Annotated in this window: 24 protein-coding genes; 17 read left to right on the forward strand and 7 right to left on the reverse strand. The window is 63.0% G+C overall.

The features are described from left to right. Window position 1: 1 nt before the first annotated feature. The 4 genes from AC4AMJ_RS09360 to AC4AMJ_RS09375 all read left to right on the forward strand — a co-directional run bounded on the left by AC4AMJ_RS09360 (window position 2) and on the right by AC4AMJ_RS09375 (window position 3,613). Window positions 2-1,210, forward strand: a complete 1,209-nt coding sequence (locus tag AC4AMJ_RS09360) for a site-specific integrase (protein WP_489917770.1) — start codon at window positions 2-4, stop codon at window positions 1,208-1,210. After that, a complete protein-coding gene (locus AC4AMJ_RS09365) occupies window positions 1,207-2,163 on the forward strand; it encodes a tyrosine-type recombinase/integrase (protein ID WP_489917771.1) in 957 nt (318 codons plus the stop codon). Before AC4AMJ_RS09360 ends, AC4AMJ_RS09365 begins: the two co-directional genes overlap by 4 nt. Beyond that, complete coding sequence (locus AC4AMJ_RS09370; protein WP_489895788.1) at window positions 2,160-3,194, forward strand: tyrosine-type recombinase/integrase; 1,035 nt, start codon at window positions 2,160-2,162, stop codon at window positions 3,192-3,194. Before AC4AMJ_RS09365 ends, AC4AMJ_RS09370 begins: the two co-directional genes overlap by 4 nt. A gap of 221 nt (window positions 3,195-3,415) precedes the next feature. Then, window positions 3,416-3,613 (forward strand): IS3 family transposase, encoded by a 198-nt coding sequence (locus AC4AMJ_RS09375; RefSeq protein WP_489918403.1) that lies wholly within the window; start codon window positions 3,416-3,418, stop codon window positions 3,611-3,613. Window positions 3,614-3,874: 261 nt separating this feature from the next. On the opposite strand, the gene AC4AMJ_RS09380 is transcribed toward AC4AMJ_RS09375, so the two are convergent. Continuing rightward, a complete protein-coding gene (locus AC4AMJ_RS09380) occupies window positions 3,875-4,462 on the reverse strand; it encodes a TetR/AcrR family transcriptional regulator (protein ID WP_489917889.1) in 588 nt (195 codons plus the stop codon). Between the two features lie 126 nt (window positions 4,463-4,588). Between AC4AMJ_RS09380 and AC4AMJ_RS09385 the strand changes: the two genes are divergently transcribed. The 9 genes from AC4AMJ_RS09385 (at window position 4,589) to AC4AMJ_RS09425 (ending at window position 13,373) form a co-directional block, all read left to right on the forward strand. Beyond that, complete coding sequence (locus AC4AMJ_RS09385; protein ID WP_489917890.1) at window positions 4,589-5,479, forward strand: alpha/beta fold hydrolase; 891 nt, start codon at window positions 4,589-4,591, stop codon at window positions 5,477-5,479. 66 nt (window positions 5,480-5,545) lie between these two features. Further along, window positions 5,546-6,271 carry an SDR family oxidoreductase gene (locus AC4AMJ_RS09390; RefSeq protein WP_489917891.1) on the forward strand — a complete coding sequence of 242 codons (726 nt, stop codon included), beginning with the start codon at window positions 5,546-5,548 and terminating at the stop codon, window positions 6,269-6,271. Next, window positions 6,268-7,146: an alpha/beta fold hydrolase gene (locus tag AC4AMJ_RS09395; RefSeq protein WP_489917892.1), complete on the forward strand. Its 879-nt coding sequence runs from the start codon at window positions 6,268-6,270 to the stop codon at window positions 7,144-7,146. Before AC4AMJ_RS09390 ends, AC4AMJ_RS09395 begins: the two co-directional genes overlap by 4 nt. After that, window positions 7,143-8,141 carry an NADP-dependent oxidoreductase gene (locus AC4AMJ_RS09400; protein ID WP_489917893.1) on the forward strand — a complete coding sequence of 333 codons (999 nt, stop codon included), beginning with the start codon at window positions 7,143-7,145 and terminating at the stop codon, window positions 8,139-8,141. Before AC4AMJ_RS09395 ends, AC4AMJ_RS09400 begins: the two co-directional genes overlap by 4 nt. A gap of 628 nt (window positions 8,142-8,769) precedes the next feature. Then, window positions 8,770-9,585: a CmcJ/NvfI family oxidoreductase gene (locus tag AC4AMJ_RS09405; RefSeq protein ID WP_489917894.1), complete on the forward strand. Its 816-nt coding sequence runs from the start codon at window positions 8,770-8,772 to the stop codon at window positions 9,583-9,585. A gap of 139 nt (window positions 9,586-9,724) precedes the next feature. After that, window positions 9,725-9,898 (forward strand): hypothetical protein, encoded by a 174-nt coding sequence (locus AC4AMJ_RS09410; protein ID WP_489917895.1) that lies wholly within the window; start codon window positions 9,725-9,727, stop codon window positions 9,896-9,898. 1,007 nt (window positions 9,899-10,905) lie between these two features. Then, window positions 10,906-11,133, forward strand: coding sequence for a hypothetical protein (locus AC4AMJ_RS09415; protein WP_489917896.1), 228 nt, complete (start codon window positions 10,906-10,908; stop codon window positions 11,131-11,133). A 320-nt stretch (window positions 11,134-11,453) separates the two neighbouring features. Continuing rightward, on the forward strand, window positions 11,454-12,692 hold the full coding sequence (locus AC4AMJ_RS09420) for an IS701 family transposase (protein WP_489917897.1): 1,239 nt from the start codon (window positions 11,454-11,456) through the stop codon (window positions 12,690-12,692). Window positions 12,693-12,863: 171 nt separating this feature from the next. Continuing rightward, window positions 12,864-13,373: an endonuclease III domain-containing protein gene (locus AC4AMJ_RS09425; RefSeq protein ID WP_489918404.1), complete on the forward strand. Its 510-nt coding sequence runs from the start codon at window positions 12,864-12,866 to the stop codon at window positions 13,371-13,373. A 130-nt stretch (window positions 13,374-13,503) separates the two neighbouring features. On the opposite strand, the gene AC4AMJ_RS09430 is transcribed toward AC4AMJ_RS09425, so the two are convergent. Further along, the gene (locus AC4AMJ_RS09430) at window positions 13,504-14,352 is read right to left on the reverse strand and encodes a PaaX family transcriptional regulator (RefSeq protein ID WP_489917898.1); all 849 of its coding nucleotides are present in this window, start codon (window positions 14,350-14,352) and stop codon (window positions 13,504-13,506) included. A gap of 143 nt (window positions 14,353-14,495) precedes the next feature. On the opposite strand from AC4AMJ_RS09430, the gene AC4AMJ_RS09435 reads away from it, so the two are divergent. From AC4AMJ_RS09435 to AC4AMJ_RS09450, 4 genes are all read left to right on the forward strand, one after another. Further along, window positions 14,496-15,368 carry a p-hydroxycinnamoyl CoA hydratase/lyase gene (locus tag AC4AMJ_RS09435; RefSeq protein WP_489917899.1) on the forward strand — a complete coding sequence of 291 codons (873 nt, stop codon included), beginning with the start codon at window positions 14,496-14,498 and terminating at the stop codon, window positions 15,366-15,368. Window positions 15,369-15,408: 40 nt separating this feature from the next. Next, a complete protein-coding gene (locus AC4AMJ_RS09440) occupies window positions 15,409-16,998 on the forward strand; it encodes a class I adenylate-forming enzyme family protein (protein WP_489917900.1) in 1,590 nt (529 codons plus the stop codon). A gap of 47 nt (window positions 16,999-17,045) precedes the next feature. Beyond that, entirely contained in the window at window positions 17,046-18,833 is a 1,788-nt protein-coding gene (locus AC4AMJ_RS09445) for an acyl-CoA dehydrogenase C-terminal domain-containing protein (RefSeq protein WP_489917901.1), read from the forward strand. Window positions 18,834-18,968: 135 nt separating this feature from the next. Beyond that, entirely contained in the window at window positions 18,969-20,351 is a 1,383-nt protein-coding gene (locus tag AC4AMJ_RS09450) for an MFS transporter (protein WP_489917902.1), read from the forward strand. A gap of 126 nt (window positions 20,352-20,477) precedes the next feature. Here the strand turns inward: AC4AMJ_RS09450 and AC4AMJ_RS09455 are convergent, their stop codons facing one another. The 5 genes from AC4AMJ_RS09455 to AC4AMJ_RS09475 form a co-directional block, all read right to left on the reverse strand. After that, window positions 20,478-21,167 (reverse strand): fumarylacetoacetate hydrolase family protein, encoded by a 690-nt coding sequence (locus tag AC4AMJ_RS09455; protein ID WP_489917903.1) that lies wholly within the window; start codon window positions 21,165-21,167, stop codon window positions 20,478-20,480. Further along, entirely contained in the window at window positions 21,164-22,702 is a 1,539-nt protein-coding gene (locus AC4AMJ_RS09460) for a bifunctional 3-(3-hydroxy-phenyl)propionate/3-hydroxycinnamic acid hydroxylase (RefSeq protein WP_489917904.1), read from the reverse strand. Before AC4AMJ_RS09460 ends, AC4AMJ_RS09455 begins: the two co-directional genes overlap by 4 nt. Continuing rightward, complete coding sequence (locus AC4AMJ_RS09465) at window positions 22,699-23,904, reverse strand: fumarylacetoacetate hydrolase family protein (protein WP_489917905.1); 1,206 nt, start codon at window positions 23,902-23,904, stop codon at window positions 22,699-22,701. The genes AC4AMJ_RS09460 and AC4AMJ_RS09465 overlap by 4 nt, the downstream gene beginning before the upstream one ends. Then, window positions 23,901-24,914 (reverse strand): VOC family protein, encoded by a 1,014-nt coding sequence (locus AC4AMJ_RS09470; protein ID WP_489917906.1) that lies wholly within the window; start codon window positions 24,912-24,914, stop codon window positions 23,901-23,903. The genes AC4AMJ_RS09465 and AC4AMJ_RS09470 overlap by 4 nt, the downstream gene beginning before the upstream one ends. Before the next feature lie 88 nt (window positions 24,915-25,002). Next, window positions 25,003-25,773 (reverse strand): SDR family oxidoreductase, encoded by a 771-nt coding sequence (locus tag AC4AMJ_RS09475; RefSeq protein ID WP_489917907.1) that lies wholly within the window; start codon window positions 25,771-25,773, stop codon window positions 25,003-25,005. Between the last annotated feature and the right edge of the window lie 158 nt (window positions 25,774-25,931).

Consider the following 25,931-nt stretch of genomic DNA (forward strand, 5'->3'; position numbering starts at 1 on the left):
CATGGATACGACGGTCGCAGGGATCGCTTCAGTTGTTGTCGCACAGCTACGTTCGGCCGGTTACATGGAATCGACGATCGGTCAGTACAAGAAGACGATCAAAGCTCTCACGGTGTTCGTTGCTGAGCAGGGCGGGGTGTACACGCCGGAGCTGGGCGCACGATTCGCAGCGATGACGACCAGCCCGCGCACGGGCCGGTTCAGCGCCCAACGACGGTTCGATTACCGACGGCTGATCGCCCTGTTCGACTCCTATGTCCTGACCGGGCGAGTAGACATCTCGACGAGGAAACGTGGTGGCGGAGGCGCTGTCCCGGCCACGGACGAGTTCGTTGAGCTGGCAGATGCGTGGGAGGCCGAGATGGCTCGGCGCGACCTGGCACCGGCCACCTGCGAGGCCTACGGACGAATCGCCCGCGGCTATCTGGTGTTCCTGGAATCTCGCGGCGTGGGATCGGTGCCGAAGGCTGACGGTGCCAGCGTGCTGGAGTTCCTCGAATCGCTGACCGACCGGTGGGCGCGGTCGTCACTGTTCTGGGTGGTCTCGAACCTGCGACCATTCCTGCAGTTCACCGGACGGATCGAGTTGGTCGAGGCGGTCGGGATGGCAGGGATCACACGTCCCCACCGGATCGTGCCGGTGCTCTCCGAAGCCGACGAGGTGAGGGTGGTGCAGGCATGCCTGTCCGGATCGGTCCGTGCGCGCGATGCGGCAATCACGTTGTTGGCATTGACCACCGGGCTACGGTCGTGCGACCTTGTCGCGCTGCGGCTCGGTGATATCGATTGGCGCACACAGACCGCGTCGATCGTGCAGCAGAAGACCCACAACCCGTTGACGGTGCCGCTGATGCCTGCGGTGGTCGACAAGCTCGCCACCTACGTCCTCGAGGAGCGCCCCGCCGCATCCGATGATCACGTGTTTCTGCGGTGCAAAGCGCCGCACAGGCGTTTGGGCAACCATGCGGCGATCCATCGGATCACCGCCGGGGTGTTCGCCCGGGCGGGGGTGACCGAGTTCAAGGGCGGTACCGCGTTGTTGCGCCACAACGCGGCATCCCGGTTGCTGCGGGCATCGGTCCCGCTACCGACGATCTCGGCGGTGTTGGGTCACGCCAGCGCGGACTCGACCAACACCTATCTCAGCGTCGATCGTGACCGGCTGCTCGGCTGCGTCCTCGACGTCCCCGCACCGGCGGTGCGGTCATGAACCGCCACGGGTTCACCAGCGCGTTCGCCGCGCAGTTGGATGCCTACCTCGATTTCAAGACGGCGATGGGATTCTACGGGGCCTCGAGAATCTGGTACCTGCACAAGTTCGATGACTTCTGCACACGCCACAACCGCACCCGCTTCGATCAGGCCACCGTCGAAGAGTGGGTCAGTGAGCAGCTGACCCGCTCCGGTGAGTTCCGGTCATGGATGTCCTACATCCGAGACTTTGGGCGCTGGTTGCAGGTGCACGGCGACCACGACGCCTACGTGCTCTCCCCAGCGTGGAAAGCCCAGTTCGTGCCGGCGCACCCGTACCTGCTCACCGAAGCGGAGATCGACCGCTTCTTTGCCGCCGCGGCCGGCATGGCCACGACCTCGCCGTGGCGATGGCAAGCGGTCGCGTTCTTCACCCTGATGCATTCGTGTGGACTGCGCACCGGCGAGGTACGCCAGTTGGAGCCCATCCACATCCATCTGCGTGAGGGATATCTCGATGTGATGGGCGCCAAAGGCAACCGCAGCCGTCGGTTACCGCTGACCGACGACGTCATCGCCGTCCTCGAGAGCTGTGAGCAGATCACGGCCCGCCGGTTCGGCCGCGCCCGCGGCACTTTCTTCGTCTCCTCCACCGGCCGGCCGGTCACCGCGGCAACGGTGGGAGTGATGTTCAACCGGATCTGGGACCGGGCCGGCCTGCCCCGCCCCGAGGGCGGGCAGCGGCCCCGGCCCTACGATTTCCGTCATCATTTCGCCTACGCGAACATCGACCGCTGGATGGCCCGCGGCATCGACGTGACCGCGATGCTGCCCTACCTGGCGCGCTATATGGGGCACGCGTCATTCGATTCCACCTTCTACTACATCCAGACCTCGCCGCGGTTCCTCGACGCCTATGCTCACCTCACCGCCGCCATTGCGTCGGTGCTACCCGAGGTCGGGTTTCGATGAAACGCGACCCGCGCACCGGTGCCCCGCAGTTCTACGCCTTGGCCCGCACCTGGCTACACGTGTATCTGCCCACTGCTCAACATCGTTCGCCGAACACGATCGAGGCCTACCGGATCAGTCTGGAATGCTTTCTGGGATATCTGACCGCCGAACACCACATCGACCGCATCCACGTCACTTTCGACCACTTCGATCATGCCCACCTGCTGGGCTGGCTGACCTGGATGAGCGAGCACCAGCACTACACGCCCGCCACGATCGCGCTGCGCCTCAGTACGATCAAGGCGTTCCTGGCTTACTGCGGTGCCGAAGACCTCACCCTGGTCACCTTGGGCCAGCGTGCAGCCACTCTCAAGGCCCCGGCATCACCGAGGAAGCCTGTCGAGTTCCTCACCGAACCGCAAACCCGAGCTTTGCTCGCGGCGTGGACGGGCGCCACCGTCAAGTCGCGCCGTAACCGGATGCTGTTGATCTTGTTGTACGACACCGCCGCCCGGGTCGGGGAGATCACCGCGCTCACTCTCGGCGACCTGCACCTGGCCGCGCCCGGGCACCTCACGCTGACCGGTAAACGCAACAAGACCCGCGTCGTTCCGTTGACCACCACGACAATCGACCACCTCCGCGTCTTCCTCGACGAGTTCCATCCCGAGCCCAGAAACGCCACCCGTCCACTGTTCTACAGCCTGCGTAACGGCAAACCCGCGCCGCTATCAACGGATTCCGTTGCAGTCGTGCTCAAATCAGCCGGCCTCGCGGCCCGAAAAACCTGCCCATCAATGCCCGACCGAATCCACTGCCACATGCTCCGCAAGACCAAAGCGATGGACCTATACCAGCAAGGAATCCCGTTGCCGATCATCATGCGACTCCTCGGCCACGAGAACATGTCGACCACCACCGCGTTCTACGCGTTCGCGACCGTCGACATGATGCGCCACGCCATCGACGCAGCTACCCCGGCCATCGACGGCCCCGCGCCCGACAGCCTCACCGATGAGAAACTCCGTGCCCTCTACAGCCTCCGCTGACCCTCAACGTTAAGACGAGAAACCAGCTACACACCCTAACCCGTACAGGACAACTCGCCATTCCTCGGCTTAACCCAGACCCCGGCATAATCTGAATTAAACCGAATTCCTGTTAATTCAGACCGCGGGTCGACCTACACCGCGAAACGGTTCACCAGGCTGTGCCGGAAGATGGGTATCCGGCAGTCGAGGGGCGTGTCGGATCATGTTTCGACAACGCCGTGGGGGAAGCATTCTTCTCATCTATTGAATGGGAAGTGTTGTCATGCAACACTTTCAACACTCTGGCAGAAGCGCAAGCAACGGTGTTGGACTGGTGCTACGGCTTCTACAATCACCAGCGGCGCCACAGTACGATCGGGATGATGAGTCCGGTCGACTACGAGAACGCCGCATTCACCGAATCCGAAGCCGCATAGAGGAGTCCTCCACGATTGAGGGGGAACCACAAGTAGTGTTCGCGGTGGTCTAGGCGAGCCGGGCACGTCAATTGGTGCTGGGCCGCATGTCGAAGCCCCGGATCGATTGAGTCGTCACCCGGCGCTCAAATGGCGACTCCTGAGCCTGCGAGAAATCTTGTCTCAACGGCGAAGGGAATAGGGATTGTTGAAACCGATTAAGTGGTGACGTCGAGCGGGCCTGTCGTAACCGGAGCCCACTGACAGCCACAATCAGAGCCGTCAGCGGGGTCGCGATTGGTCAAGTAGCGTCTCGACGGTCGTCCGTGCATAGACCCACGGCTGTGGGTCGTCGAGTGACGTCGACAGGGCCGCCGCGCCTTCGTAGAGCAGCGCGATCTGGTGTCCGAGTAGTTCTGGATCTGCAGCACCGTACTCGCGACAGAGATCAATGATCGCTGCGGCGAAGGCCCGCTTCTGCAGATGCACCAACTCGGTGACGTCGGGCATGATGCCGGCCGCCTCCACCGACGCGTTGTGGAAAGGGCATCCGCGCATCCGACCCTCCCCCGGCTCCGGGACCGCGAACAACAACATCAAACGCTCGCACGGACCCTGCGCCGGCGCCTCCCTCGGGTCAACCGCCGCGTCGCGAACACTGGCGAGGTATTGCTCCACCAGTGCCGACTTGCTTGGAAAGTACTTGTAGAGAGTCCTTTTGGACACGTCGGCATGTTCGGCAATCAGATCGACTCCCGTGGCGTTGATTCCCTCGACGTAGAACAGCTCGGTCGCGGCCGCGAGGATGCGTTCCCGAGGCCCCCGCCCGTCACCACGGCGCGGCCCTTGGGCGCGTGTTGCGTTTGCCATCGAAGTCACCGACCAATCAGGTCTCGCCGAACCAGTTACCCATTCAATATACACAGATCTGTTTACAAAACGCTGATCGTGATCTACGGTGAAGTAGACAGATCGGTTTACTTGAGTGGGAGACACATGACAGACCACACAGTTCGCAGCCCCGGCGACATCACGGTGCCGCGCGAGACCCCAGACACCTCATGGACGTCCGTTGCGAACCAAACGATCTCGGTCGACGGCACCGACTTCGCCTACCGCACATACGGCCGCGCCGGTGGCGTGCCGGTGGTGTTCTTGAACCACCTCGCTGCGAACCTCGACAACTGGGATCCACGCGTCGTCGACGGCATCGCTGCCCAGCATCGCGTCATCGTGGTCGACAACACGGGCGTCGGTGGTTCGAGTGGCGCGACACCGGCGACCGTCGACGAGATGGCGCACGATGTCATCGCCTTCATCTCAGCACTGGGTCTCGAGAAGGTTGATCTGTTCGGTTTCTCACTGGGCGGTTTCGTCGCGCAGGTCATCGCGATCGAACGCCCCGCGCTGGTCCGCAAACTCATCCTCGCCGGCACCGGCCCGGCCGGTGGCGAGGGCATCGACAAGGTGACCCGGGTGACCTACGCGGACTCCATCGCAGCGGTGCTGACACGCAAAGATCCCAAACAGAACCTCTTCTTCACACGGACCGCGAACGGCAAGGCGCAGGCGCGGGCGTTCATCACACGATTGGGTGAACGGTCCACCGACCGCGACAAGAAGGTCTCGCTGAGAACCTTCCGAGCCCAGCTCGACGCGATCCACACCTGGGGACTGACCGAACCGGCTGATCTGAGTACGATGACCCACCCTGTGCTGGTCGCCAACGGTGAAGACGATCGGATGGTGCCCACCAGCAACTCCTACGATCTGGCACGCCGCCTGCCCAACGCCACCCTGCGCATCTATTCCGACGCCGGTCACGGCGGAATCTTCCAGGCGCACGAGCAGTTCGTCCCCACCGCACTGGAGTTTCTCGCGGGATAACGCCCCAGCTCTTTCCTGCCGGCAGCGCACCGTGCGCCGCAGCACTTCCCTCAGAAAGGTCACACCATGGTTGGTCTCGACAATTCGGTCGTCCTGGTCACCGGCGCCAACGGCGGCCTCGGCGGTCACTTCGTACATCAGGCGCTCGCCCGCGGTGCGCGAAAGGTCTACGCAGCGGCGCGATCTCCACGCACGTGGGAGGACGAGCGGATCGTCCCCCTGCAACTCGACGTCACCGATGGCGAATCGATCACCGCCGCCGCCGAGCTCGCTTCCGACGTGACGGTACTGATCAACAACGCCGGCGTGGTCCCGCCGACCTCGAGTTACCTCGAGCTGTCGGAATCCGATCTGCGAGCGTCCATGGAGACCAACTTCTTCGGACCGGTCCTGATCGCGAAGGCGTTTGCCCAGACGCTGATCGCAGCACCCGGCGCGGCACTCGTCGACATCCACTCCGTGGCCAGTTGGAACGCCTTCGGTGGGGTGTACAGCGCATCCAAGTCCGCCTTGTGGTCGGCCACCAATTCGCTGCGCCTCGAACTCGCACCACACGACGTGCACGTCGTGGGAGTGCACATGGGTTACGTCGACACCGCCATGGCCGCGCACGCCGACGGCCCCAAACTCCGGCCCGAGGACCTGGTGACGCAGGTGTACGACACCGTCGTCGCGGGTGGCTACGAGGTCCTCGGCGACGAGCTGACCGTCATGGTCAAGACCGCTCTGAGCGGACCCATCGAATCGTCGTACCCCGCCCTGCGATCGACTTCCGTAGGTGCCGAGTCATGACAGCGTGGAAGGATACTCCCAACCAGAGCATCGACGTCAAAGGTGTCCGTTTCGTCTATCGTGCGCTCGGCCCCACCAGCGGTGTGCCAGTGGTGTTCCTCCACCACTTCACCGCAACCCTGGACGATTGGGATCCCCGCGTCATCGACGGCGTTGCCGAGAAGCACCGGGTCATCGCCTTCGACAACCGCGGAGTCGGCGGATCCGGATCGAAAGTTCCGGGCAGCATCGATGAGATGGCTGCCGATGCAATCGCCTTCATCCGCGCCCTCGGCTTGGACAAGGTCGACCTGTTCGGTTTCTCCCTCGGCGGTGGTGTCGCCCAGGTCGTCGCGTTACAGGCACCTGCCCTCGTGCGCAGGCTTGTGCTGACCGGCACCGGTCCACGAGGAGGGGCCGGTATCGACAAGATGGCCATCATCGTCGGGCGCGCTTACCTCAAAGCCGCCCTCACCCGCCAAGACGCCCGCAACTACCTGTTCTTCCCACGCACCGCAGACGGCAAACGCGCGGCCGCAGCGTACTTCGACCGCCTCGCGGAACGGACCACCGACCGCGACACCCCGATTTCGCTACAGGCACGCCTGGCCCAGTTGCGCGCCATCATCGCCGGCGGCAAAGCAGCACCCGATGATCTCTCGGTCATCACCCAACCGGTCCTGGTAGCCAACGGCAACAACGATGTGATGGTTGCCAGCGAACACTCAGTCGACTTGGCCAACCGACTGCCCAACGCGGAAATCGTGATCTATCCCGGCTCCGGCCACGGCGGCGTCTTCCAGCACTACCGTGAGTTCGTTCCCAAGGTCCTCGAGTTCCTCGACGGCCCCGACAGCGCCCCCGGCGTCGATCCCACTCGAGGAGGAAGTCAGTGAAAGCGTTTGTCATCGACAACTACCAGGGCCCGATTCACGCCGCCCAGGTACCCACACCCGTGGTCGGTCCGCGCGACATCTTTGTCAAAGTAGTTGCCGCCAGTGTGAACCCACTCGACCAGTTGGTCCGCAGCGGTGAGTTCAAGCAGCTACTCAAATACCAGATGCCCGTGATCCTCGGGCACGACGTCTCCGGCGTGGTGACCGACATCGGCAACGAGGTAACCGACTTCGCAATCGGCGACGAAATCTACGCTCGCCCCCGTGACCTGCGGATCGGAACCTTCGCCGAGTACATCGCCATCGACCAGGACGACGCAGCGCACAAGCCCGCGACACTCACTTTCGAGGAGGCTGCTGCGGTTCCGCTCGTCGCGTTGGCGGCATGGCAGATGCTCGTCGAGAAGGCCCACATCAGGCCCGGCCAGAAGGTCCTCGTCCACGCCGGCGCCGGTGGCCTGGGATCGACCGTCATCCAGCTGGCCAAACACCTGGGTGCGTACGTGGCGACCACCGCCGGAAGCGGATCGACAGATCTGGTCACCAGCCTCGGCGCCGACGTCGTAATCAACTACCGCACCGCCGATTTCACCGATGCACTCTCCGAGTACGATCTCGCCATCGATGCCGTCGGCGGCGACAACCTCATGAAGACCCTGACCGTCCTCGCCCCCGGCGGCCTGGCACTTGGAGTCACCGGGCCACCCGACGCCGGATTCGCCACACAGCTCGGCGCCCCCGCCCCGTTCAAGCTCGTCCTGAATCTACTCAGCCGCAAAGTCCGAGCGGCCGCAAAGAAGCGTGGCGTTCAGTACTCATTCTTCTTCATGCAAGCCAACGGCGCTCAACTCCACAGCCTGGCCGAGCTCTATGATGCCGGCCACCTGCGACCTGTCATCGACTCGACATTTCCCTTCGACCAGACAGTCGAAGCACTCGCCGACGTCCAATCCGGCAAAACCAAGGCCGGGAAGGTCGTCATCACCCACAACTGAAGTCATCCCAGGACGCGTTCTACCGCGTGTCGGCGTTGACCCGGATCGTGGACACTGGACGGGATTCCTTCAGCGTTCAATGCTGTAGCAGTAGAATGCTTTTGGTGGTTGACCGGTGACAGAGAACCGCACCACGAGTGCCGGCGGCGCGCGCTGTACCGCACCAGCCAGCGAAGCACTTCTCGGTGGCACGTCACCGCATCGGGTCAGTAGCGTTCATCTTGCAGAACCTCACGCTCGAGGGTCGAATTGCCGGCTGGTCACCGGAGGTGGCCGATCCGTCGGTACGAGTGGTGGCCTGGTCAAGATCGCCCACCCAACCCTCGTGATCTGGCCCCGCGCGGCAAACCAGCGCATGTCGACGACGGCAAACTCTGCGCCCCTTCACGCTCGACTGTTAGCGAGTTCGTCAGCGCACCAGCCGCATCCACTTCGACGTTCGCGTTGGATCGGGTCTCGCCCGATGTGTTGACAGTCACATCCAAGGGTCTGTAGAGTCCGTATTACAGACCAGCTGGACCGTATTGTGGACCAACAGGGATGTTATGCACGATGGCCGACCACGTGTGCAGTCGGCTCATCAACGCGAGGTTTGAGGTTTGACCAACAAGCCCAAGGAGGCGGCGCAATGGAAGCAACGCAAATCAGGACACAAGAATCGAATTCCAGGTTCGTTGAGACGACCGTCAATTACAGCGTCCAGTCGGACTATCGGCCGATAATCAACAACGAGGACTATTCTCAAAACAAACTCTCGTTGAAGCCCGCAAGAATCAAGGTCCGCGACGCCGACAGCGAACCCAACTTCTCCTCCTCGCTGGAAGTTGAGGGATTTGTTTGCATTGACGATCACTATGAAAACGTCGAGGATTTGGCTCGCGAACCCTCTGATGAGGAAAGTGTTGCCTACCGGCAGCACATGGCCGAGATGATCAAGTCGCTCAGCGGTGCAGACGAAGTCATATCCCCAGTGGAAGTGGTGCGGCGCCAGAAGGCAAATACGACCGCGGGATTCGTTCACTCGGACCAATCACCCGCCGGCCCGGAACAACTGAGCTGGGCGCTTTCCGAACCTACCCGCACGCCATCGCGCATCGCGCTCTACAACATCTGGCGACTCTTGACGCCCGGACCGACGAATTGCCCCCTCGCGTTGTGTGACGCCAGTTCTGTCACTGAATCAGACATCATCATTGGCGACTCCGTATTTCCCACCACGGGCATGAAGTTCGAGACACTCTTCCTCAAAGAAAACCCCAGTCATCGCTGGACCTACTTCTCGAAGCTGACGCCAAACAGGATCATCATTTTCAAACAAGTCGAAACCGTACCCGACTGGCCCTACGTGGTTCCGCACACCGCATTCGAGGACAAGTCATGTCCGCCCGGCGCGGCACCGCGGGTCAGCATCGAAAGTCGCGTCCTCGCCAGGTGGTACGACTGATCGAGATGCGATGACTGGGAGGTTGTTCCGGCCCTCGCGGTGAGCCGACCTGACATATGAATGCGTCCGGGTTGTGAAGTGGGCTGTCCAGGAACCGCTTCACAACCCGGACGCATTCGCGTCCCACCCTCGCGCAACGGTGAAGTTGCCCCACCACTGGTCCGGTACGGTGCGTTGTATCCCGTTGCTGTTCAGCAGCATCGATCCGCCACCTGCAGCTATCTCCGACGCGCCTGTGTCCGATCTGCGCAACGGCGTCGCCAACAAACAGCGCACCGCCGACCGACTCGACGACCAAGTTCGGATCGCCTGAACTCGCCGTGACTCGTTTCACGCCCGGAGACGGTCGCGTCCGACGAGGCGCCACTCGTCCCTCGCAGCCACGCGTGCCTAGAAGCGAACCTGAAGTGCCCCAGGTTCAGTTCCGGCTTCCATTAGGACTGAAGACTCCCCGGTGCTATCAAGCTCTATCAGGATTTATACCGTCGCCTCTTAGACGACCCGATAGATCAGATAGAGAGTACTGACAGTTCAAGATTTCGTGGGTGGCGGATGCAATTTGCTATGGGATGAGTAGTGGGCTGGGAGGGATTGGTGGGTAGATGCTGCCTCTGCATCTGGGACACGAGGGAGGCGCCGCCACCGGATGCCAGATCCGGCGAACAACCCAGGACGGAATGAGAGCTCGGGGTGTCAGGGCCGCGGGACGCTACTCGGCGGCCGAATCCGGTTGGCCTCCTGGGCGGTCTCCGTCACCCCGGCCTGCTCCACTCGCCGTGGTGCCAACGAGGCCGATGCCGCCGTTTCCGCCTTTGCCGCCGGCGCCTCCGGGGCCGGGGTCACCGCTGGGGCCGCTAGCCCGAAGAACCCGGACGCACCGCCGCAGCCGGGTGCGCCTGCGCTGCCGAAATCGCCGCCGGCGCCACCCGGCTGCCCGTCGCCTCCGCGCCCACCACGACCGCCTGGGAAACCGGCACAGTGTAGTCAGGCCGTGCGGTGCCCCGCCGTATCCGCCGTTGGCGCAGCACACCCAGCGTCGACCACCCACAACTATCTCGGGCTCGCTTGACACCAGATATGGCGCATCGACGCACCGTCCCTGCATCGCGTGTCGCGATTGATCGCTGTGCGAAGTACGTACACTTCGGTCGCGGGGGTCGGGGTGGCTGTCAGCGCAGGCCCCGTCCAGTCGCTGCAACCTTGAGGCCTTAGGTCGCCTCTCACCCAGGGTGGGGCGGAGAACCTTGCCCCCACCACTGTCCGCGCCGTCGGCCCGACCAGGTGCCGATGAGTCGCGATGCGTCGTGAGCGGCCACCCCGATGCTCGCCATGCTGGCGGGAGCGTTCACCCACACCCTAGCGATTCTTCTCATCGCGACGGTGGGTGTGATCGTCAGCCCGTTCTGGGACACCGTTCTCGAGCGGTTCAAAAAGCACGCCCTCCAGTCAGGATTCGTCGTGCTGGGTACGACCACCCACTCCGGCATCGGCGGCCTCATCCCGATCGAACGCCTACACGTTCACAATCTCACCGGGTCTCCCAGCTAGTGACCGACTGTTCTCGTGCGACTGAACCTCCAGCGACGCGTGCGCCGATCGGCCGGGAATCCATCCGGCCCCATACACGGAAACGAATATGAAGCGGCCTCGACGCGCCGCCGCCTTCGAACAGTCCGCGCCTCTGGCGGAGAATGGGAGCTAGTACTACAGCCGTAGTTAGCGGGTTCTGAGGTTTCGCGGCGTGTTTGCGCTGGTCAGAGCGGCTACCGGGGCATGATTCGTGGTTTGTGAAGACAACAAATACGCCCGCGGCAGCCGCGGGTTTGAGAGTAGACCATGAGCAGTGGCGGGAGCGGTTGGACACGGTGATGGACATGATCGCTCCGCGCTTCGCTCGGTGCGAGGCTGCCCGCAATGCCGGCGCGTTCGTGCTCGGGGTGCTCTCGGCGGTGGAAACGAAGAACTGTTGGACGATGGCTGAACTGTCCGGGCATGCCAGCCCGGACAAGTTGCAGCACTTACTGTCCCGCGCCAAGTGGGATGCCGACGACATCCGCGATGACGTGCGCGCCATGGTCATCGAGGCGTTCGGCGAACCGGATGCGGTGCTGGTCGTCGACGAGACCGGCGACCTGAAGAAGGGCACCAAAACGGTTGGTGTGCAACGACAGTACTCGGGCACAGCTGGGCGCATAGAGAACTGCCAGGTCGCGGTGTACATGACCTACAGCAGTTCGATCGGGCACGCCCTGATCGATCGGGCCCTGTACCTGCCACAGAGTTGGACCTCTGACCGTGGCCGATGCGCTGCTGCCGGTGTGCCCGCCGAGGTGGAGTTCGCGACCAAACCGGCGCTGGCCACTGCCCTGATCGAACGTGCCCTCGACGCGCAGGCCCCGGTGGGCTGGGTGGCTGCCGATGAAGTGTACGGGGTCGACCCGGCACTGCGGATGATGTTGCAGCAGCGTCAGGTCGGCTATGTGCTGGCCATCTCGTGCGATCGGCGCATCCCTACCCATGCCGGCGATCTGCGGGCCGCCGAGGTGGCCGACACGCTCACTGAGCGGGCTTGGCAGCGGCTCTCGGCCGGGCATGGCGCCAAGGGTGAGCGGTTGTACTCGTGGGCGTGGGTCACCTCCACCGAGACACCAGCCGCCGGCGAGTGCTCGCTGCTGATCCGGCGCAACGACACCACCGGCGAGCTGGCCTACTACCGCTGCTACAGCCCGCGACCGGTCACCCTGTCCACGCTGGTACGTGTTGCGGGCCGACGTTGGACCGTCGAGGAATCATTCCAGACCAGCAAGGGATTGACCGGGCTCGACCAGCATCAGGTGCGGACCTGGACTTCCTGGCACCGCTGGACCATCCTGGTCATGCTCGCTCACGCGTTCCTGGCCGTCCTCACCACGGCTCAACGGAACCGAGAACAGCCCAACGCGAGCCTGATCCGACTCAGCGTCAACGAGTTTCGCCGACTCTTCATCGCACTCGTCCTCACCCCGCTCCATGCCGCCGACCGCCTCCTGGACTGGTCGATATGGCGACGACGGCACCAACGACGAGCCCAACAATGTCATCAAAACCGCAGGTCACAACCACAATGAACCCGATCTACGGCTGTAGTACTAGTGCCAGTGTCAACGTCTTCTGTCGCGACCATCTACCGCAAGCTGGCCGCCGAGTACCCCACCTTTGACGAATCGGATGACGAGTGGATGCAGGAGGGATTGTCCAGCACGCCATTTCGCGCACTCGTTTCCGTCTCCTTGTCCACCATGACCAGCACCCCTCGGACCGTCAAGGCGGCAGTCGCTCTGTTTGATCTCGTCAGTTCGTTCGAAGACCTCGCTTACCTCGACGACGACACGCTCCGAGATGCCATCCACTCGGTCGCGCACTACAACCGCAAAACGCGAACCTTGAAAGCAATGGCGCAACAGATCAATGACCACCACAATGGCCACGTCCCATCGACGCGTGACGATCTGATGGGCTTGCCAGGGGTCGGTCGCAAGTGCACCGACATTATGATGAACTTCACTTTCGATGAGCCTACAATCGCTGTCGACACCCACGTAGCTCGAGTCGTGCGCCGCCTCGGGCTTTCTGAGGCCAGATCTAACGACGAGATCGCCGATGAGCTCATCGAGGTCACGCCAGCCCGTTACCGTAAGCACGCCCACGAGTGGCTCATCCAGCATGGAATGAAGACATGCAAGTCTCGACGGCCTGCATGTACGCGGTGTGTCCTAACTGCTGAGTGCGACTACTTCCGAAGGCGCTAGGAGTCGGCGCCCGCGGCGATTCTTACCGGCTGACCAGCCTTAGAAGTACGTACTCGGGAAACGGGACTTGCACACATTCGTTTCCGCACAGTCCGGCGCAGTCTCTTGCGGCGTCCACCTAGACGGGATTCTAGTCCAGGGCCATCAGCCCTGCCGCTTCAAGCCCGATTTTGCGGGCCGGGCCTGCCCATCGGTCGTAGAGCAAGCTGAACAGTTTCTCAGCATCCTCGGCTGGCCAGTCGGCTGGCAAGTGGTCCGCGGGCAAGCGCGGGTCGGCCTGTACGAGTTGTTGCCATTCACTGCGCAGGACAATGCACGCGCACAGCTCGTCGGGGAAGGGGGCAGAGTCCTGTTCGTCAGACCACCGTTCGGTGAAACGGAGGTATCGGTTGGCTATTTCAGTCAGGTCATAGGCCTCGTCGATGAGATCCGAGGCCTTCGCGGGGCCGGCGATCGCGCCGCCGTAGAAAACGGTGACGTTATCGAGGACATCGAGATCCTCAAGGGCGGCGCTCACTTCAACCCGTCCAGGGGCGATCCAGATGCCGCTGCGGAGCATCCCGAACCCCTGCCAGCTCAACCGCGAACGGAGGCGGAGACGAAGGGCACGTCGACTCTCTGGAATCGAGTAGGCCAAGACTGTCCAGGTGCCATCCCAGGCCGCTTCGGCCGGCCGCCAGGCGAGCGCGTTGCCGGCGTGAAGGAAGGCCGATCCGTGCTCGGTCAGCGTGTAGAAGGTTTCTCGGCCCTGTCGACGACGGTCGAGCAGTCCGCTCTCGACCAGTCGGGCCAAAGTTGACCGTGCTGCATGAGTAGACACACCAAGGCGAGCAAGAACATCGAGAAAAGTGGCCGTGGATAGAGCTAAGGGCTCCCCATGGGTCAAATGGCCCAGCAGGGTGAGAGTGAGCGCCTTAGGTCTGCGCGCTCGAGCAATTTCCGGCTCGAAGTCAGCCGGAGCGTCCACCGTACTCGTCATGTCGGAAATAGTAACCAACCAACATTGTTAGGCAAGTTATTGACGTTAGGATGATTTTACGCCTAACGTACAAGTCAACGAGGACGTAACCGATCTCACAGTATGGACTCGTTGAGGCCCCCACACGATCAAAGGAACCCGCTATGACATCGCTGGACACGCCCGCTCCCTCCCTCGCCCCGGAGAGTGGCCGCGAGTTGGGTAGCTGGACGACCATCCGGGCCCTCGTCAACGACGGGGTGGCGTGGGTGATTCTCAATAGACCCACGAAGCGCAACTGCATGAGTCCAACCCTCAATGACGAAATGCTGCAGGTTCTCGACGCGGTCGCGCTCGATGAAGAGGCGCGCGTCATGGTCCTCACCGGAGCTGGAGACGCCTTCTCTGCGGGCATGGATCTCAAGGAGTTCTTTCGCGACTCCGATGCTCTGGCGCCCGCGGCACGGGAGATCCGGCAGAGGTCAGCCTTTGAGTGGCAGGGACCGCGACTGCGGAACTTCCCGCTCCCCACGATTGCCGCGGTCAACGGGTACTGCTTCGGCGGCGGCTTCCTCCCCTTGGCCAGCTGTGACCTAGCGGTTGCGGCAGATGAGGCGACCTTCGGCCTCTCCGAGGTCAACTGGGGCATCATCCCGGGCGGAAATGTCCCGACGGCGCTTGTCCACACCCTGGCCCTGCGAGATGCGCTGTACTACAGCATGACCGCGGAGACCTTCGATGGCCGCAAGGCGGCGGAGATGCGACTTGTCAACGAGTCTGTCCCCCGTGACCGGCTGCAGGCACGTGTCCTGGAGATCGCCAACGTCCTCAAGGCCAAGAACTCCACCATCGTGCGTGTTACCAAAGAGACGGTCCGACACATGCGGAACATGGGGTGGTCCGAGGCGGAAAACTACATCAACGCCAAGTTTGCTGAGGCGCAGTACATGGATCAAGAAGATGGCCGCACCAAGGGACTCACCCAGTTCCTAGATGAGAAGTCGATCAAGCCCGGTCTTGAGGGTTACCGGCCCTGAGCCGAAGCTACAACCGTCGGATTACGAAGGAACCCTCGCCATGGCTACGAGCAGCGTTTTGACCGTCACCTCGGCCTTTGACCGGGTCGTAGGGCTTTATCCGAACTACGAAGCGGCAGTCGACAGCGTGTCGCGGCTGTCCTTTCACGATCTGGACGTTGCTACTCGACGGATGGTGTCGTTGTTTCGGGACGAGGGAGTCACGCTTGGGCAGCGGGTAGGACTGTTGACCCTCCCCTCAACGTCTCATCTGATCGCGTGGCTCGCGGTGGTTCGGGTCGGGGGCATCCCGGTGGTGTTCCACACCCGTGAGACCGCCGAAGTCCAAAGTCGGCTCTGCGACAACTTCGAGATCGACACCGTCGTGTTCGACACCTCGCTGTCCGAGGTCGTCGAGCAGATGACGACACTGCGGACGCTGCACACCATCGCGTTGCGATCAGCTGCACCGTCTTTGCAGGGCCAGGAGGTGCACCCGCCTGGCCTCGTCGAGGTGCCCCGCGACCTCGACAACTACGTCCCCGCTGAGGTCCTGGCTACGCCCTCGGAGGACGACCCGGCGGTCATCGTGCTGTCCTCAGGAACGACGGCACTGCCGAAGGGGGTTGTCCACACCCATCGCAATCTCGTTGAGGCTGCCCGGACTGCCTCCGGTCTCTACGCGGGGCTGCGTCCGGGACAGCGAGTGGTGGTCCCGTACAGCACCGCGTTCACCGCGAGCTACGCCACGTGGTGGCCGTTCCTCAATGCGGGAGCGTGCACCGTGTTCTTGGAGAAGTTCGACCTGCAGGCCTACCAGGACACCATTCGCGCTGAGCGGATCACTCACGTCTCATTGACGCCGACAATGTGGCGCAAACTTCTGACCCTTCCGGCAGCCGCGGACACCTATGACAGCGTCGTCGTAGCTCAGTTCGCTGCCGAGCCGATGGACAGCACCACATTGGAGCGCATCCGCGCCACGGTCGCGTCGACCGTCGTGCAGGCCTACGGATCCACCGAGACGCTGGCTTTCGTGACAGTCAACGTCGCCGACGACATGACCGCGCAGCGGTTGACCAGTGTCGGCCGCCCGTTCACCAACGTCGACGTCCGTGTCATCGAACCCGGAGGATCCCTCGAACAGACCGTCGCGCCCAACGAGCAGGGCGAGATCGTCGTCAGCTCTCCACATCTGGCCCACAGCATCTGGGGTAATGAAGAACTGACCGCGAAGCTGTTCGAGACCGATGCGCAGGGTCGGAGGTGGTGGCGTTCCAGCGACCTCGGGCGCCTTGACCCCGACGGGTTCCTGTTTCTCGATGGCCGCAGCGACGACATGATCATCTCCGGTGGGATCAACATCATGCCCGCGGCCGTCGAGGAAGTCTTGCTACGCCATCCTGCGGTCATCGATGCCGCCGTCGTGGGGCTGCCCCATCCCGAATGGGGCGAGCAGGTACACGCCTTCGTTGTCGTGGGCGAAGAACACGTCACCGCCGAGCAGCTGGACACGTTCCTCCTCGACTCCAGCCTGTCGGGGTATCAGCGTCCGCGCGAGATTCACTTCGTCTCATCTCTGCCGCGCACCGCCACCAACAAGCTCAATCGTCGTCGACTCCGCGAATCGCGCGCTCCGCAGCTGCACTGACATAGTGCGCACGATCGACACCGATCCCGACCGAAGGACCACCTCCCATGCCTGACTACCGCGCTCCCGTCGAAGACCTCACGTTCGTGCTGAACGATCTGCTCGACACAGCAAGCCTGGGCGACCTCGATGCCTACGAAGGCCTCGACGCCGACCTCATTGCCTCCACTATCGAGGCGCTGGGTGACTTCGCTGCCAAAGAGCTGGCCCCGCTCAACGCAGACGGCGACCGTTCGGGAGCCACCTTGGGCGACAACGGTGTCGAAAGCGCACCCGGGTTCGCAGCCGCCTACCGCAACTATGTCAGCGGGGGGTGGCCGGCGTTGACCGCCGACGCCGAGCACGGCGGCGACGGCATGCCGCCAATCCTGCAAACTCTGCTCGAAGAAATCCTCGCCGGGGCGAACTTCGCGTTCGCGATGGCGCCGCTGACTGCGCCGGGAGCCTACCGGGTCATCGCGGAGAACGCCTCAGAGGAACTCAAGCAGCGGTTCTTGCCGAAGATCGTCAGTGGCGAGTGGGGCACCGCGATGTCGCTGACCGAGCCCCAAGGCGGCTCAGCGCTGGCCCTGGTGAAAACCCGCGCCCTTCCGGAACCAGACGGAACCTACCGCATCACGGGCACGAAGATGTTCAACAGCTGGGGCGACCACGACATGGCCGATAACATCGTCCACCTCGTTCTGGCCAGACTCCCCGACGCCCCCGCCGGCACCAAAGGCATCAGTCTGTTCTTGGTACCCAAATACCTCGTAGACGACGACGGCGCCCTCGGTGACCGCAACGCGTTCAGCGTTGGATCGCTGGAAAAGAAGATGGGCATCCACGCCAGCCCAACGTGTGTCACAAACTTCGATGGTGCGACCGGTTACCTGATCGGGCAACCGCATCGAGGCATGGCCAGCATGTTCATCATCATGAACGCGATGCGCCTCGCCTCGGGAGCCTGCGCCGTCGGCATCGCCGACACCGCCTACCACAACGCACTCGACTACGCACGTGAACGGCTCGCCGGCCGTTCGGTCAGTGGCGCCAAGTATCCAGACCTGGCAGGCGATCCCATCCTCGTGCATCCTGATGTGCGTCGAATGTTGCTGTCTCAGCGCGCATTCGTCGAAGGGGGTCGTGCCTTCGCGTTCTGGGTCGCCCTGGAGCTGAGTCGAGCCGAAGCCCATTCCGATTCGCAGACGCGCGCCGACACCGAGGCGCTGGTGGGTCTACTCACCCCGGTCGTCAAGGCCTTCCTGACCGACCGCGGCTTCGAGTCCACAGACGCTGCGTTGCAGTGCTTCGGCGGACACGGCTACGTCCGGGACAACGGCGCCGAACAGTACCTCCGCGACATTCGGATGCTACGAATTGGCGAAGGCACCAGCGGGATACAAGCCCTCGACTTCGTCGGCAGAAAGATCCTCGCCGACGACGGCGCAACGTTGCAGCGGTACTTCGACATCATCAGCGAGACACTGAAGTCCCTGCACGATGCCGATCTGACCGGCGTCGTCGAACCCGTCCGAGCGGCCCTCGACCTGGCCACCAGGCTGACCGCCGATGAGCTGGCGCACTGGCGGAGCTCTCCGGAACGGATGGCCGCGTCGGCACTGGACTACCTACACCTGATCGGGTATCTATCTCTGGGCTACGTGTGGGCAAAGATGGCGGGCGTCGCACGCCGCCAACTATCCGCGCCCACACCCGAAACTCCCTTCTTACAGAACAAAATTAGGACAGCCGAGTTCTACTGCGCGTATGTCCTGCCCGAGATCTTCGCGCTCGATGCCCGCGTCCGTGCCGGCGAACCGACGATGATGGCGATCCCTGACAGCGAGTTCTGACCCGCCTCCTTCCCAAGCGCCCCCGGCCACTTCACCGTCTGCACTCGCTGACAGACGGTCAGCCGAACGTGCAACTTATCGCGATGCGCCGCTCGGTCCGCGCCACTGCCTCCACCCACACCGACAGGAATAGTCATGGATCTACGCGAAGAACTACGCACAGCACCGATGCGAGGACTACAGTTCGGAGTTGCAGCCGTCTGCATCGTGCTCGCGATCGTCGACGGCTACGAAATTCTGGTCATGGGGCTGGTTGCTCCCACGCTGGCGCGGGACTGGGACCTCGACAACGTGACCATCGGGTACCTCCTGAGTGCCGGGCTGGTGGGTATGGCACTGGGTGCCGTCCTGCTCGGTCCCCTGGCCGACCGGATCGGTCGTCGACGCCACATCCTGCTGTGCCTAGCTCTCAGTACTGTCGGAATGGGCCTGTCCGCGATGGCCCAGGATGTGCCGATGCTGATGGCGCTGCGAGTGTTTGCGGGCCTGTGGCTGGGCGCCGTCGTGCCCAGTCTCAACACGATGGTGTCGGAGTACGCCTCCGACAAGCGTCGCGGTGCCGTCATGGGCGTCTACGGCATCGGGTTGCCGGGCGGGATGGTGCTCGGCGGTGCCATCACCGGTTGGCTGGTCTCCCAGTGGGGCTGGCAAGGACCGTTCATGTTCTCGGCGCTGGCCTCGGTGGTGATGTTCGTCGTCGCGTGGTTTGTGCTCCCCGAGTCAGTGGAGTACCTGATCGAACGCCGGCCGGCCAATGCGGTCCACGACTACAACCGCATCGCCGCCCGATTCGGTCATCACCCAGTCACCCAGCTACCTTCTCGCCGAGCACGGGTCCACACAGACGGCGCCCTGCGCACCGTGTTCACCGGAACCTTGCTGCGACGCACAGTGCTGCTGTGGTCCGGCTACGCACTGACCGTCGCAGCCCTGTACTTTGCGAACTCCTGGACTCCGAAAATGATTGCCGACGCGACCGGAAATGACGGTGACGGCCGCACCGTAACGATCCTCATCTCGGTCGGCGGAATCGTCGGCAGTCTCCTGTTTGCGCTCTGCACGACCCGATGGAATCCCCGTCTGATCACCGCAGCGCTCGGAATTGCGGCACTACCGCTCTACCTGCTTTTTGCCTTCGTGTTCGAGACCGGCGCCGCCAAGATCGCCGCGGTCTTCGTGGGCATAGTGACAATCGGCGCCATGGCTGCCTTCTATGCCATCAGCCCGTACGTCTACCCCACTCGTAGTCGCAGCTCGGCGGTAGGATTCATGATCGGCAGCGGCCGCGCGGTATCCATTCTCGTGCCGATCGGCGCCGGGTACTTCCTTGACACCGGAGGCACTCCGCAGCAGGCCTTCCAACTCGCCGGTGTTGCGATGCTGGTGATGGGTCTGTTCGCGTACGGCCTTCACCGAACCTACTGCGGCCGCACCGAGGATCCTGAATTGGTGCAGGACGAAGACCGCGTCCGCCATAGCACCGCACTCCCCGCGCACGAAGTGCCCCGCACCACCTGAGGTTCTACGAGAGGTCGAAACCCCGGCACCAAGACGCTGCGTTGCACGATCAGTGTTGAGTGTCCAGGTAGAACAGCGCCCGCCCCAGCGACACCATGTCGCGAGAGCGGGCGCTGGCTGGATTCGTCATCCGATGGTGATCGCGAGATCATCGAGCCCTTCGACGGTGGCCACCAGACGATCACCAGGCACGACCGGGCCTACGCCCTCGGGCGTGCCGGAGTAGATCAGGTCGCCGGGTTGCAGGACGACCGCCTGGCTGCACAGCGCCACGACCTCGGGGATAGACCAGATGAGGTTCGTCAGCGTCGAGTGCTGGTGTGTCTCTCCGTTGACGGTGAGTCGAATCTCAGCGGAATCAATGCTGACGGTGCCGGCCGGCCGCAGGGGGCCGCACGGTGCGGAAAAATCGAAGGACTTTCCCCAATCCCACGGGCGGCCTAGGTCGCGAGCGTGCAATTGCAAATCCCGACGGGTGAGATCGAGGCCGACGCCGTATCCCCACACAGCGCCCAGTGCGTTGTCGAGGGTGAGGTCCGAAGCGTGCCGACCGATCGCCACGACGAGCTCTACTTCGTGATGCAGGTTGTCGGTCAACGGCGGATAAGGGACGCAAGTACTGCTGTCGCACAAGGCATCTGCTGGTTTGGTGAAGAAGAACGGCGGCTCCCGGTCCGGGTCCTTGCCCATTTCGCGCGCGTGGGCGGCATAGTTGCGGCCTACGCAGAAGATGCGGCGCACCGGAAAGCGGTCGTCGGTGCCGGAGATGGCGACCGACGACACTTCCGGAGGCGACAAAACGTACTTGATACTCATGCAACGCCCTCCGTGGTGTTGAGTGCGGTGATTAGCCGTCGCGCTGCGGCTAGCGTGGCCTGGGGGGTCGAGTAGGCCCCCCAGATGTAGCCGTCGGGGCGCACGAGCAGACTCTGGACTCCGTGGGCGGCGATATAGGCGGAGAAGCTGTCCTCAACATCGGAGTACTCGCCGCACTCACCGATGGCCACAACTGTGAGGTGCGGGTTGGCGATGAGCTCACTGGTTTGTGTCGCGGTGAGGAGCTGCCACGACCGCGGCGCGATGTCGTCGGACAGGACAGTGCCGGACTCTGCAGTGAGCAGCGGCTGGACAGCCAGCGAGCCGGCGAGCCCGGACGGATCTTCAGTGTCGAAGAAGCCGTCGTTGAGCGGGGGGATGAGGTTCTGCCTCACGGTCTCCATTCGGCCGCTGCGCATGTCCTCGCGCAACCGAGCGTCGCGCGCCTCGGCCCGCGGCCGGTCGGTTTCCCCAACAATCTCTCCAAGAGACTTGGTGATATCGGTGAGCACCCGGATGTGGGGTTTGCGTTCGATTTCGTAGGTGTCGAGCAGGGCGTCAGTGGACTGGCTGCGCAGGACGCGATCGAGCTTCCAGGCCAGGTTCGAGGCGTCGCGCACCCCGGAGCACAAGCCTTGGCCGAGGAAGGGGGGCATCTGGTGGGCCGCGTCGCCGGCCAACAGAACCCGTCCTTGTCTCCAAGTGTCGGTTACTCGGGCGTGAAAGTTGTAGACCGCCGACCGCCAGAATTCCAGTGCGTGGGGGTTGACATAGGCCGACATGCGGTCGGCGACCTTGTCGATGTCGCGGTAGGACTCCGGGTCTTCGCCGGGAAGTATCTTCATCTCCCAGCGGCGCAGAGCGCCCGAACACCGGACGTAGGCAGCTGGTTTGTCCGGATAGCAGTACTGCGTGGTGCGTTGTGGGAGTGGCGTGTCGGCGCGGAGCCACGCATCGACCACGATCCACCATTCGGAGAAGCCGAGATCTTCCTGACCAATTCCGAGGGATCGGCGGACGAAACTGTTCGCTCCATCGCAGCCCACTGCCCACGCTGCGTGTAGTTGGGTGATTCTGTTGGTGGGGTCGGCGATCGTTACGGTCACGCCCTGGTCATCTTGTTCAATCGCGGTGACTTCGCACGCCAGGAACTCGGTGACCGAATCGAACCGTCGAACTCCCTGTCGCAGTGTTTGTTCGGCGTCGGGCTGCACGAACATCAGGTTCGCCGGCCATCCCAGCGGGTACGGAGGTGGTGCCGAGTAGATGTACTTGATCAACTCGCCATCGATACCGACAAAATCGGTGCCGGTGTGAGGTTCGCACCCGGCGGCGATCTGGTCAGCCAGCCCGACACTCTGCCAGGTCCGAAGGACCTCCTGGTCGATGTTGATCGCGCGTGGCTGGTCGAAGACCTTGGTGAACATGTCGATCACAGCAACGCGGTGGCCGGCCTGTCCGAGGAGATTGGCCAGGGTCGCTCCGGTGGGGCCGTACCCGGCGATGATGACGTCAAAGGTGTTGGTGTCGCTCATGATAGGACCTCGAGAAGGTGGTCGACGATGTCGCCGGCCAGCAGTTTGGTTTCGCCGCCGAGTGACACAAGGATGTCGCCGGGCATGACTGTGACACCATTGATGGAGATCGGGGTGTTGACCGCCACGGGGCGATGTAGGGTTCCCTCGCTCGGTGGTGCGGCGGCGATGACGCCAGCGGCACCTTTTTCGGTCACGCGGTCGAGTAATGTGTCGCGGTCGTTCTGGGTGAGACTTCCTTCGGCCACGATCACTTCGCCGGGGCCGACAGCGTGCAGCGCCTTGAAGGCTGTCGCGGCCGCCGGGGGCCCGTCAGAGTCGCGGGCTGGCACTTGGCGCAGCGTGAAGGCGTGCCCGGCAATATCGCGTCCGTGTTCGGCGACTGCGAGTGGAGTGGTCGCGTGGCCGAGTGACTGAGCAGCCTGCTCGATGGCGTCGAACCCGGCGTCAACAAGTCGTGCGAGATCGGCGACGGTGGCGTGACACAGACGGTGACAGGCCGCTCCGATCGACACTGCGCGGCCCCGCGGGGTGATGCACGGTTGGGGTATCAAAGGGTCGGGTGCGCGTTGATCGGCGGCAACGATATTGGTGGAGGTCGAGATCCCGTTGAGATCGACCACCACCTCATCACCCACTGCGAGGAGCGGCGCTCCCGCGGGCGTTCCGGTCAGGATCATGTCGCCGGGGTTGAGAGTCATGATTGCGCTGAGTTCGGCGACGAGCCGGGCAAAGTCGAAGATCAGATCCGAACTATGGGCTTGCTGGCGCCTCACCCCATTGACGGTCAGGCGGACCGTCAGATTCGTCGGGTCGATGTCGGCAATCGGAATCAGCTTTCCGACCGGTGTGAACGTGTCGAAACCTTTAGACCGCACCAAAGATGGCGCATCGGACCATCCGTAGTCGAACACCGTCACATCATTAGCAGCCGCTACGTGCGACACGTACGAGAGGGCCTCGGCCTCGGGTACATCGCGAGCGGTGCGCCCGATAATGACCGCAATCTCGGCTTCGCCCAGCATGGTGTGCACCCCGGGTGGCATGACGATGGGAGTATTGCTGGCGGTCAGTGTGGACGGTGGTTTGAGGTGATACACCGGATACTGTGGCTTGTCGCCGTGCTCAGCGGCGCGGCTGTGAAAGTTCATGTGCAGCATGAAGATCTTGCTGCACTGTCCCAACGGTTGCTGGAGGCTCATGGCTGAATCGTCGCCTTTCGCGTCAGGAAGTCCTCCAACGTGGGAGCAGTTCGAGGGATAGCGGGTTGGGTCTGTTCGCACCCGGCAAACGGGGTCGCCTCAAAGAACCAGCTCGCCTGGCCCGGCAGACCCCATGGCTGGGCGCTGTCGTCCACGCGGACGACGTTAGGGTCCAACTCGGCGTCGATGGTCTGGTAGTGGCCATCGAAAAGTTCGACCCGGTGGCCATCGGGATCGCGGAAGTACACATAGAGCGCACCGTTGAGCGGGTGCCGGCCTGGGCCACGTTCGACTGTGCGGCCATACCCTCGGTCGCCGGCCATGTCGCATGCACGCAGCACCTGCGCGGGTTCTGAAACGACGTAGGCGAAATGATGCAACCTCGGACCGACGCCGGTGAACAGCACAAGGTCGTGAGTATTTCCCTTGCGCCACAGAAACGTTCCTTCTAGATCCTCTCCCGCAGTAATCGCCTCGGAGATCCTGAAGCCAAGTTCGCAATAGAAGCGGGTGTGCTCGACGTTGATGGGGGAAAACAACTGATAGTGGTCGAGGCGCTTGGCGTAGGCCGCGGGCGCGTGCAGATCACCGAAACGCCGGTCGACGACGTCCATCGAGGCGCACAACTCCACGGGAACACCAGCAACGTCTCGAGTGCGCAACGTCCGGCCTTGATACGGCACGGTCACCCACTCCACACTCGAACCCCGGTGCAGCAGCCACACCGCAGCTCTATCGAGCTCGCCGTCAGTCAGTACGCGCATGCCAATGGCGCTGCACTCGGGTTCAGCGTCCGGCTCACACACGTGGAGAACCAGTGAGTGGTGGCACGCCTCTTCGGCGGCACGCAGATAGCAGGTTGTGTCTGTTTCGTCGGAGACGATCAACCCCAGGACCTCGGTGTAGAAGTCACGCGAAGCAGCCAGATTTCGCACGGTAAGCCGAACGTGGCTCGACCGGGTGATCCAGAAGGGCGGATAGAAGACTGGCCGTGGCAGAGAGATAGTCATTGTGGTCGTCCAATCGTGCAGGCCCTCAAGGTCACCAAGAAGGACGCGACCGTGATGCCTGCGAGTAGGTGCGAATGAAGAAGCGTATTCAGAAAGCCATGGGCGCAGAGGCTCCATCGAAGCGGATATTTTGGCCTGAGATGTAGCTGGCCGAGTCGCTACACAGGAACGCGCATAGTGCGCCGAAATCCTCAGGACGCCCAAGGCGGCCTGCGGCGATGCTCCTGACTTGTGCGGCACGGGCCTGGTCATACGTAAGGTTGTCGCGCATCATGGCTGCTCGCGCCATCTGTTCCTGCCTGGGGGTGTCCACGCGCTCCGGAAGGAGATTATTGATCGTGACATTGTCGACAGCTGCCTCGATCGAGATCGCTTTCACTGCCGCTGTGAGTCCTGCCCGCGCACTGGTAGATAACACGTGGTGGGGCCGTGGAGTGAGAACCATCGCTGATGTGATGTTGATGATTCGTCCGAAGGTGCGTTCACGCATTCCTGGCAAAGCAGAGCGGATCATTTCGATCGGCGTCAGCAGATGCGAGTTGAACACGCTCATCCAGTCGCTCACGGTCGTGTCGAGGAATTGCTTCGGCGGGGGCCCTGAGAGGTTGTTCACGAGGATGTCTGGTGCGGGCTCGACTGCCCACAGCTGTTCACGGCCGGCGAAGTCGGTCAGGTCGGCACTGACGCCGACAACGTCATAGCTGGAGAGGCTGTCCAACGCCTGAGCCAGACGCTCACGATCTCGCCCACAGATTGTCACGTGCACCCCCTCGGCCGCTAGGGCACGTGCACACGCCAAACCGAGACCCGACGTGGACCCTGTGACGATTGCGCGTCGTCCGTCGATGTCGAGATTCATGCTAGCTCCGATCGCTTTGTGGCGGAGGACTTTCCGCGCCTGACAGTGTCGGCGTGGCGCCCGTTCTGCGTCCTGCGGCCGCGATGCTTGTGCCCTCCTACCGGCATGGTCACGTCGGGGCCAAGCGCCTGCTCGCGCTCTTTTCGAGACTGAACCCT

The sequence above is a fragment of the Gordonia sp. LMA484 genome (genome assembly GCF_058129505.1).

Excerpts from the sequence above, each read along its gene's own strand:
- AC4AMJ_RS09470 (WP_489917906.1), bottom strand. The coding sequence starts at position 24,914 with ATGACTATCTCTCTGCCACGGCCAGTCTTCTATCCGCCCTTCTGGATC.
- AC4AMJ_RS09360 (WP_489917770.1), top strand. The coding sequence starts at position 2 with ATGGATACGACGGTCGCAGGGATCGCTTCAGTTGTTGTCGCACAGCTA.
- AC4AMJ_RS09365 (WP_489917771.1), top strand. The coding sequence starts at position 1,207 with ATGAACCGCCACGGGTTCACCAGCGCGTTCGCCGCGCAGTTGGATGCC.
- AC4AMJ_RS09445 (WP_489917901.1), top strand. The coding sequence starts at position 17,046 with ATGCCTGACTACCGCGCTCCCGTCGAAGACCTCACGTTCGTGCTGAAC.
- AC4AMJ_RS09460 (WP_489917904.1), bottom strand. The coding sequence starts at position 22,702 with ATGAGCGACACCAACACCTTTGACGTCATCATCGCCGGGTACGGCCCC.
- AC4AMJ_RS09455 (WP_489917903.1), bottom strand. The coding sequence starts at position 21,167 with ATGAGTATCAAGTACGTTTTGTCGCCTCCGGAAGTGTCGTCGGTCGCC.
- AC4AMJ_RS09385 (WP_489917890.1), top strand. The coding sequence starts at position 4,589 with ATGACAGACCACACAGTTCGCAGCCCCGGCGACATCACGGTGCCGCGC.
- AC4AMJ_RS09370 (WP_489895788.1), top strand. The coding sequence starts at position 2,160 with ATGAAACGCGACCCGCGCACCGGTGCCCCGCAGTTCTACGCCTTGGCC.
- AC4AMJ_RS09405 (WP_489917894.1), top strand. The coding sequence starts at position 8,770 with ATGGAAGCAACGCAAATCAGGACACAAGAATCGAATTCCAGGTTCGTT.
- AC4AMJ_RS09420 (WP_489917897.1), top strand. The coding sequence starts at position 11,454 with ATGGACATGATCGCTCCGCGCTTCGCTCGGTGCGAGGCTGCCCGCAAT.
- AC4AMJ_RS09380 (WP_489917889.1), bottom strand. The coding sequence starts at position 4,462 with ATGGCAAACGCAACACGCGCCCAAGGGCCGCGCCGTGGTGACGGGCGG.
- AC4AMJ_RS09425 (WP_489918404.1), top strand. The coding sequence starts at position 12,864 with ATGACCAGCACCCCTCGGACCGTCAAGGCGGCAGTCGCTCTGTTTGAT.
- AC4AMJ_RS09435 (WP_489917899.1), top strand. The coding sequence starts at position 14,496 with ATGACATCGCTGGACACGCCCGCTCCCTCCCTCGCCCCGGAGAGTGGC.
- AC4AMJ_RS09415 (WP_489917896.1), top strand. The coding sequence starts at position 10,906 with ATGCTCGCCATGCTGGCGGGAGCGTTCACCCACACCCTAGCGATTCTT.
- AC4AMJ_RS09450 (WP_489917902.1), top strand. The coding sequence starts at position 18,969 with ATGGATCTACGCGAAGAACTACGCACAGCACCGATGCGAGGACTACAG.
- AC4AMJ_RS09440 (WP_489917900.1), top strand. The coding sequence starts at position 15,409 with ATGGCTACGAGCAGCGTTTTGACCGTCACCTCGGCCTTTGACCGGGTC.
- AC4AMJ_RS09395 (WP_489917892.1), top strand. The coding sequence starts at position 6,268 with ATGACAGCGTGGAAGGATACTCCCAACCAGAGCATCGACGTCAAAGGT.
- AC4AMJ_RS09390 (WP_489917891.1), top strand. The coding sequence starts at position 5,546 with ATGGTTGGTCTCGACAATTCGGTCGTCCTGGTCACCGGCGCCAACGGC.
- AC4AMJ_RS09430 (WP_489917898.1), bottom strand. The coding sequence starts at position 14,352 with ATGACGAGTACGGTGGACGCTCCGGCTGACTTCGAGCCGGAAATTGCT.
- AC4AMJ_RS09475 (WP_489917907.1), bottom strand. The coding sequence starts at position 25,773 with ATGAATCTCGACATCGACGGACGACGCGCAATCGTCACAGGGTCCACG.
- AC4AMJ_RS09465 (WP_489917905.1), bottom strand. The coding sequence starts at position 23,904 with ATGAGCCTCCAGCAACCGTTGGGACAGTGCAGCAAGATCTTCATGCTG.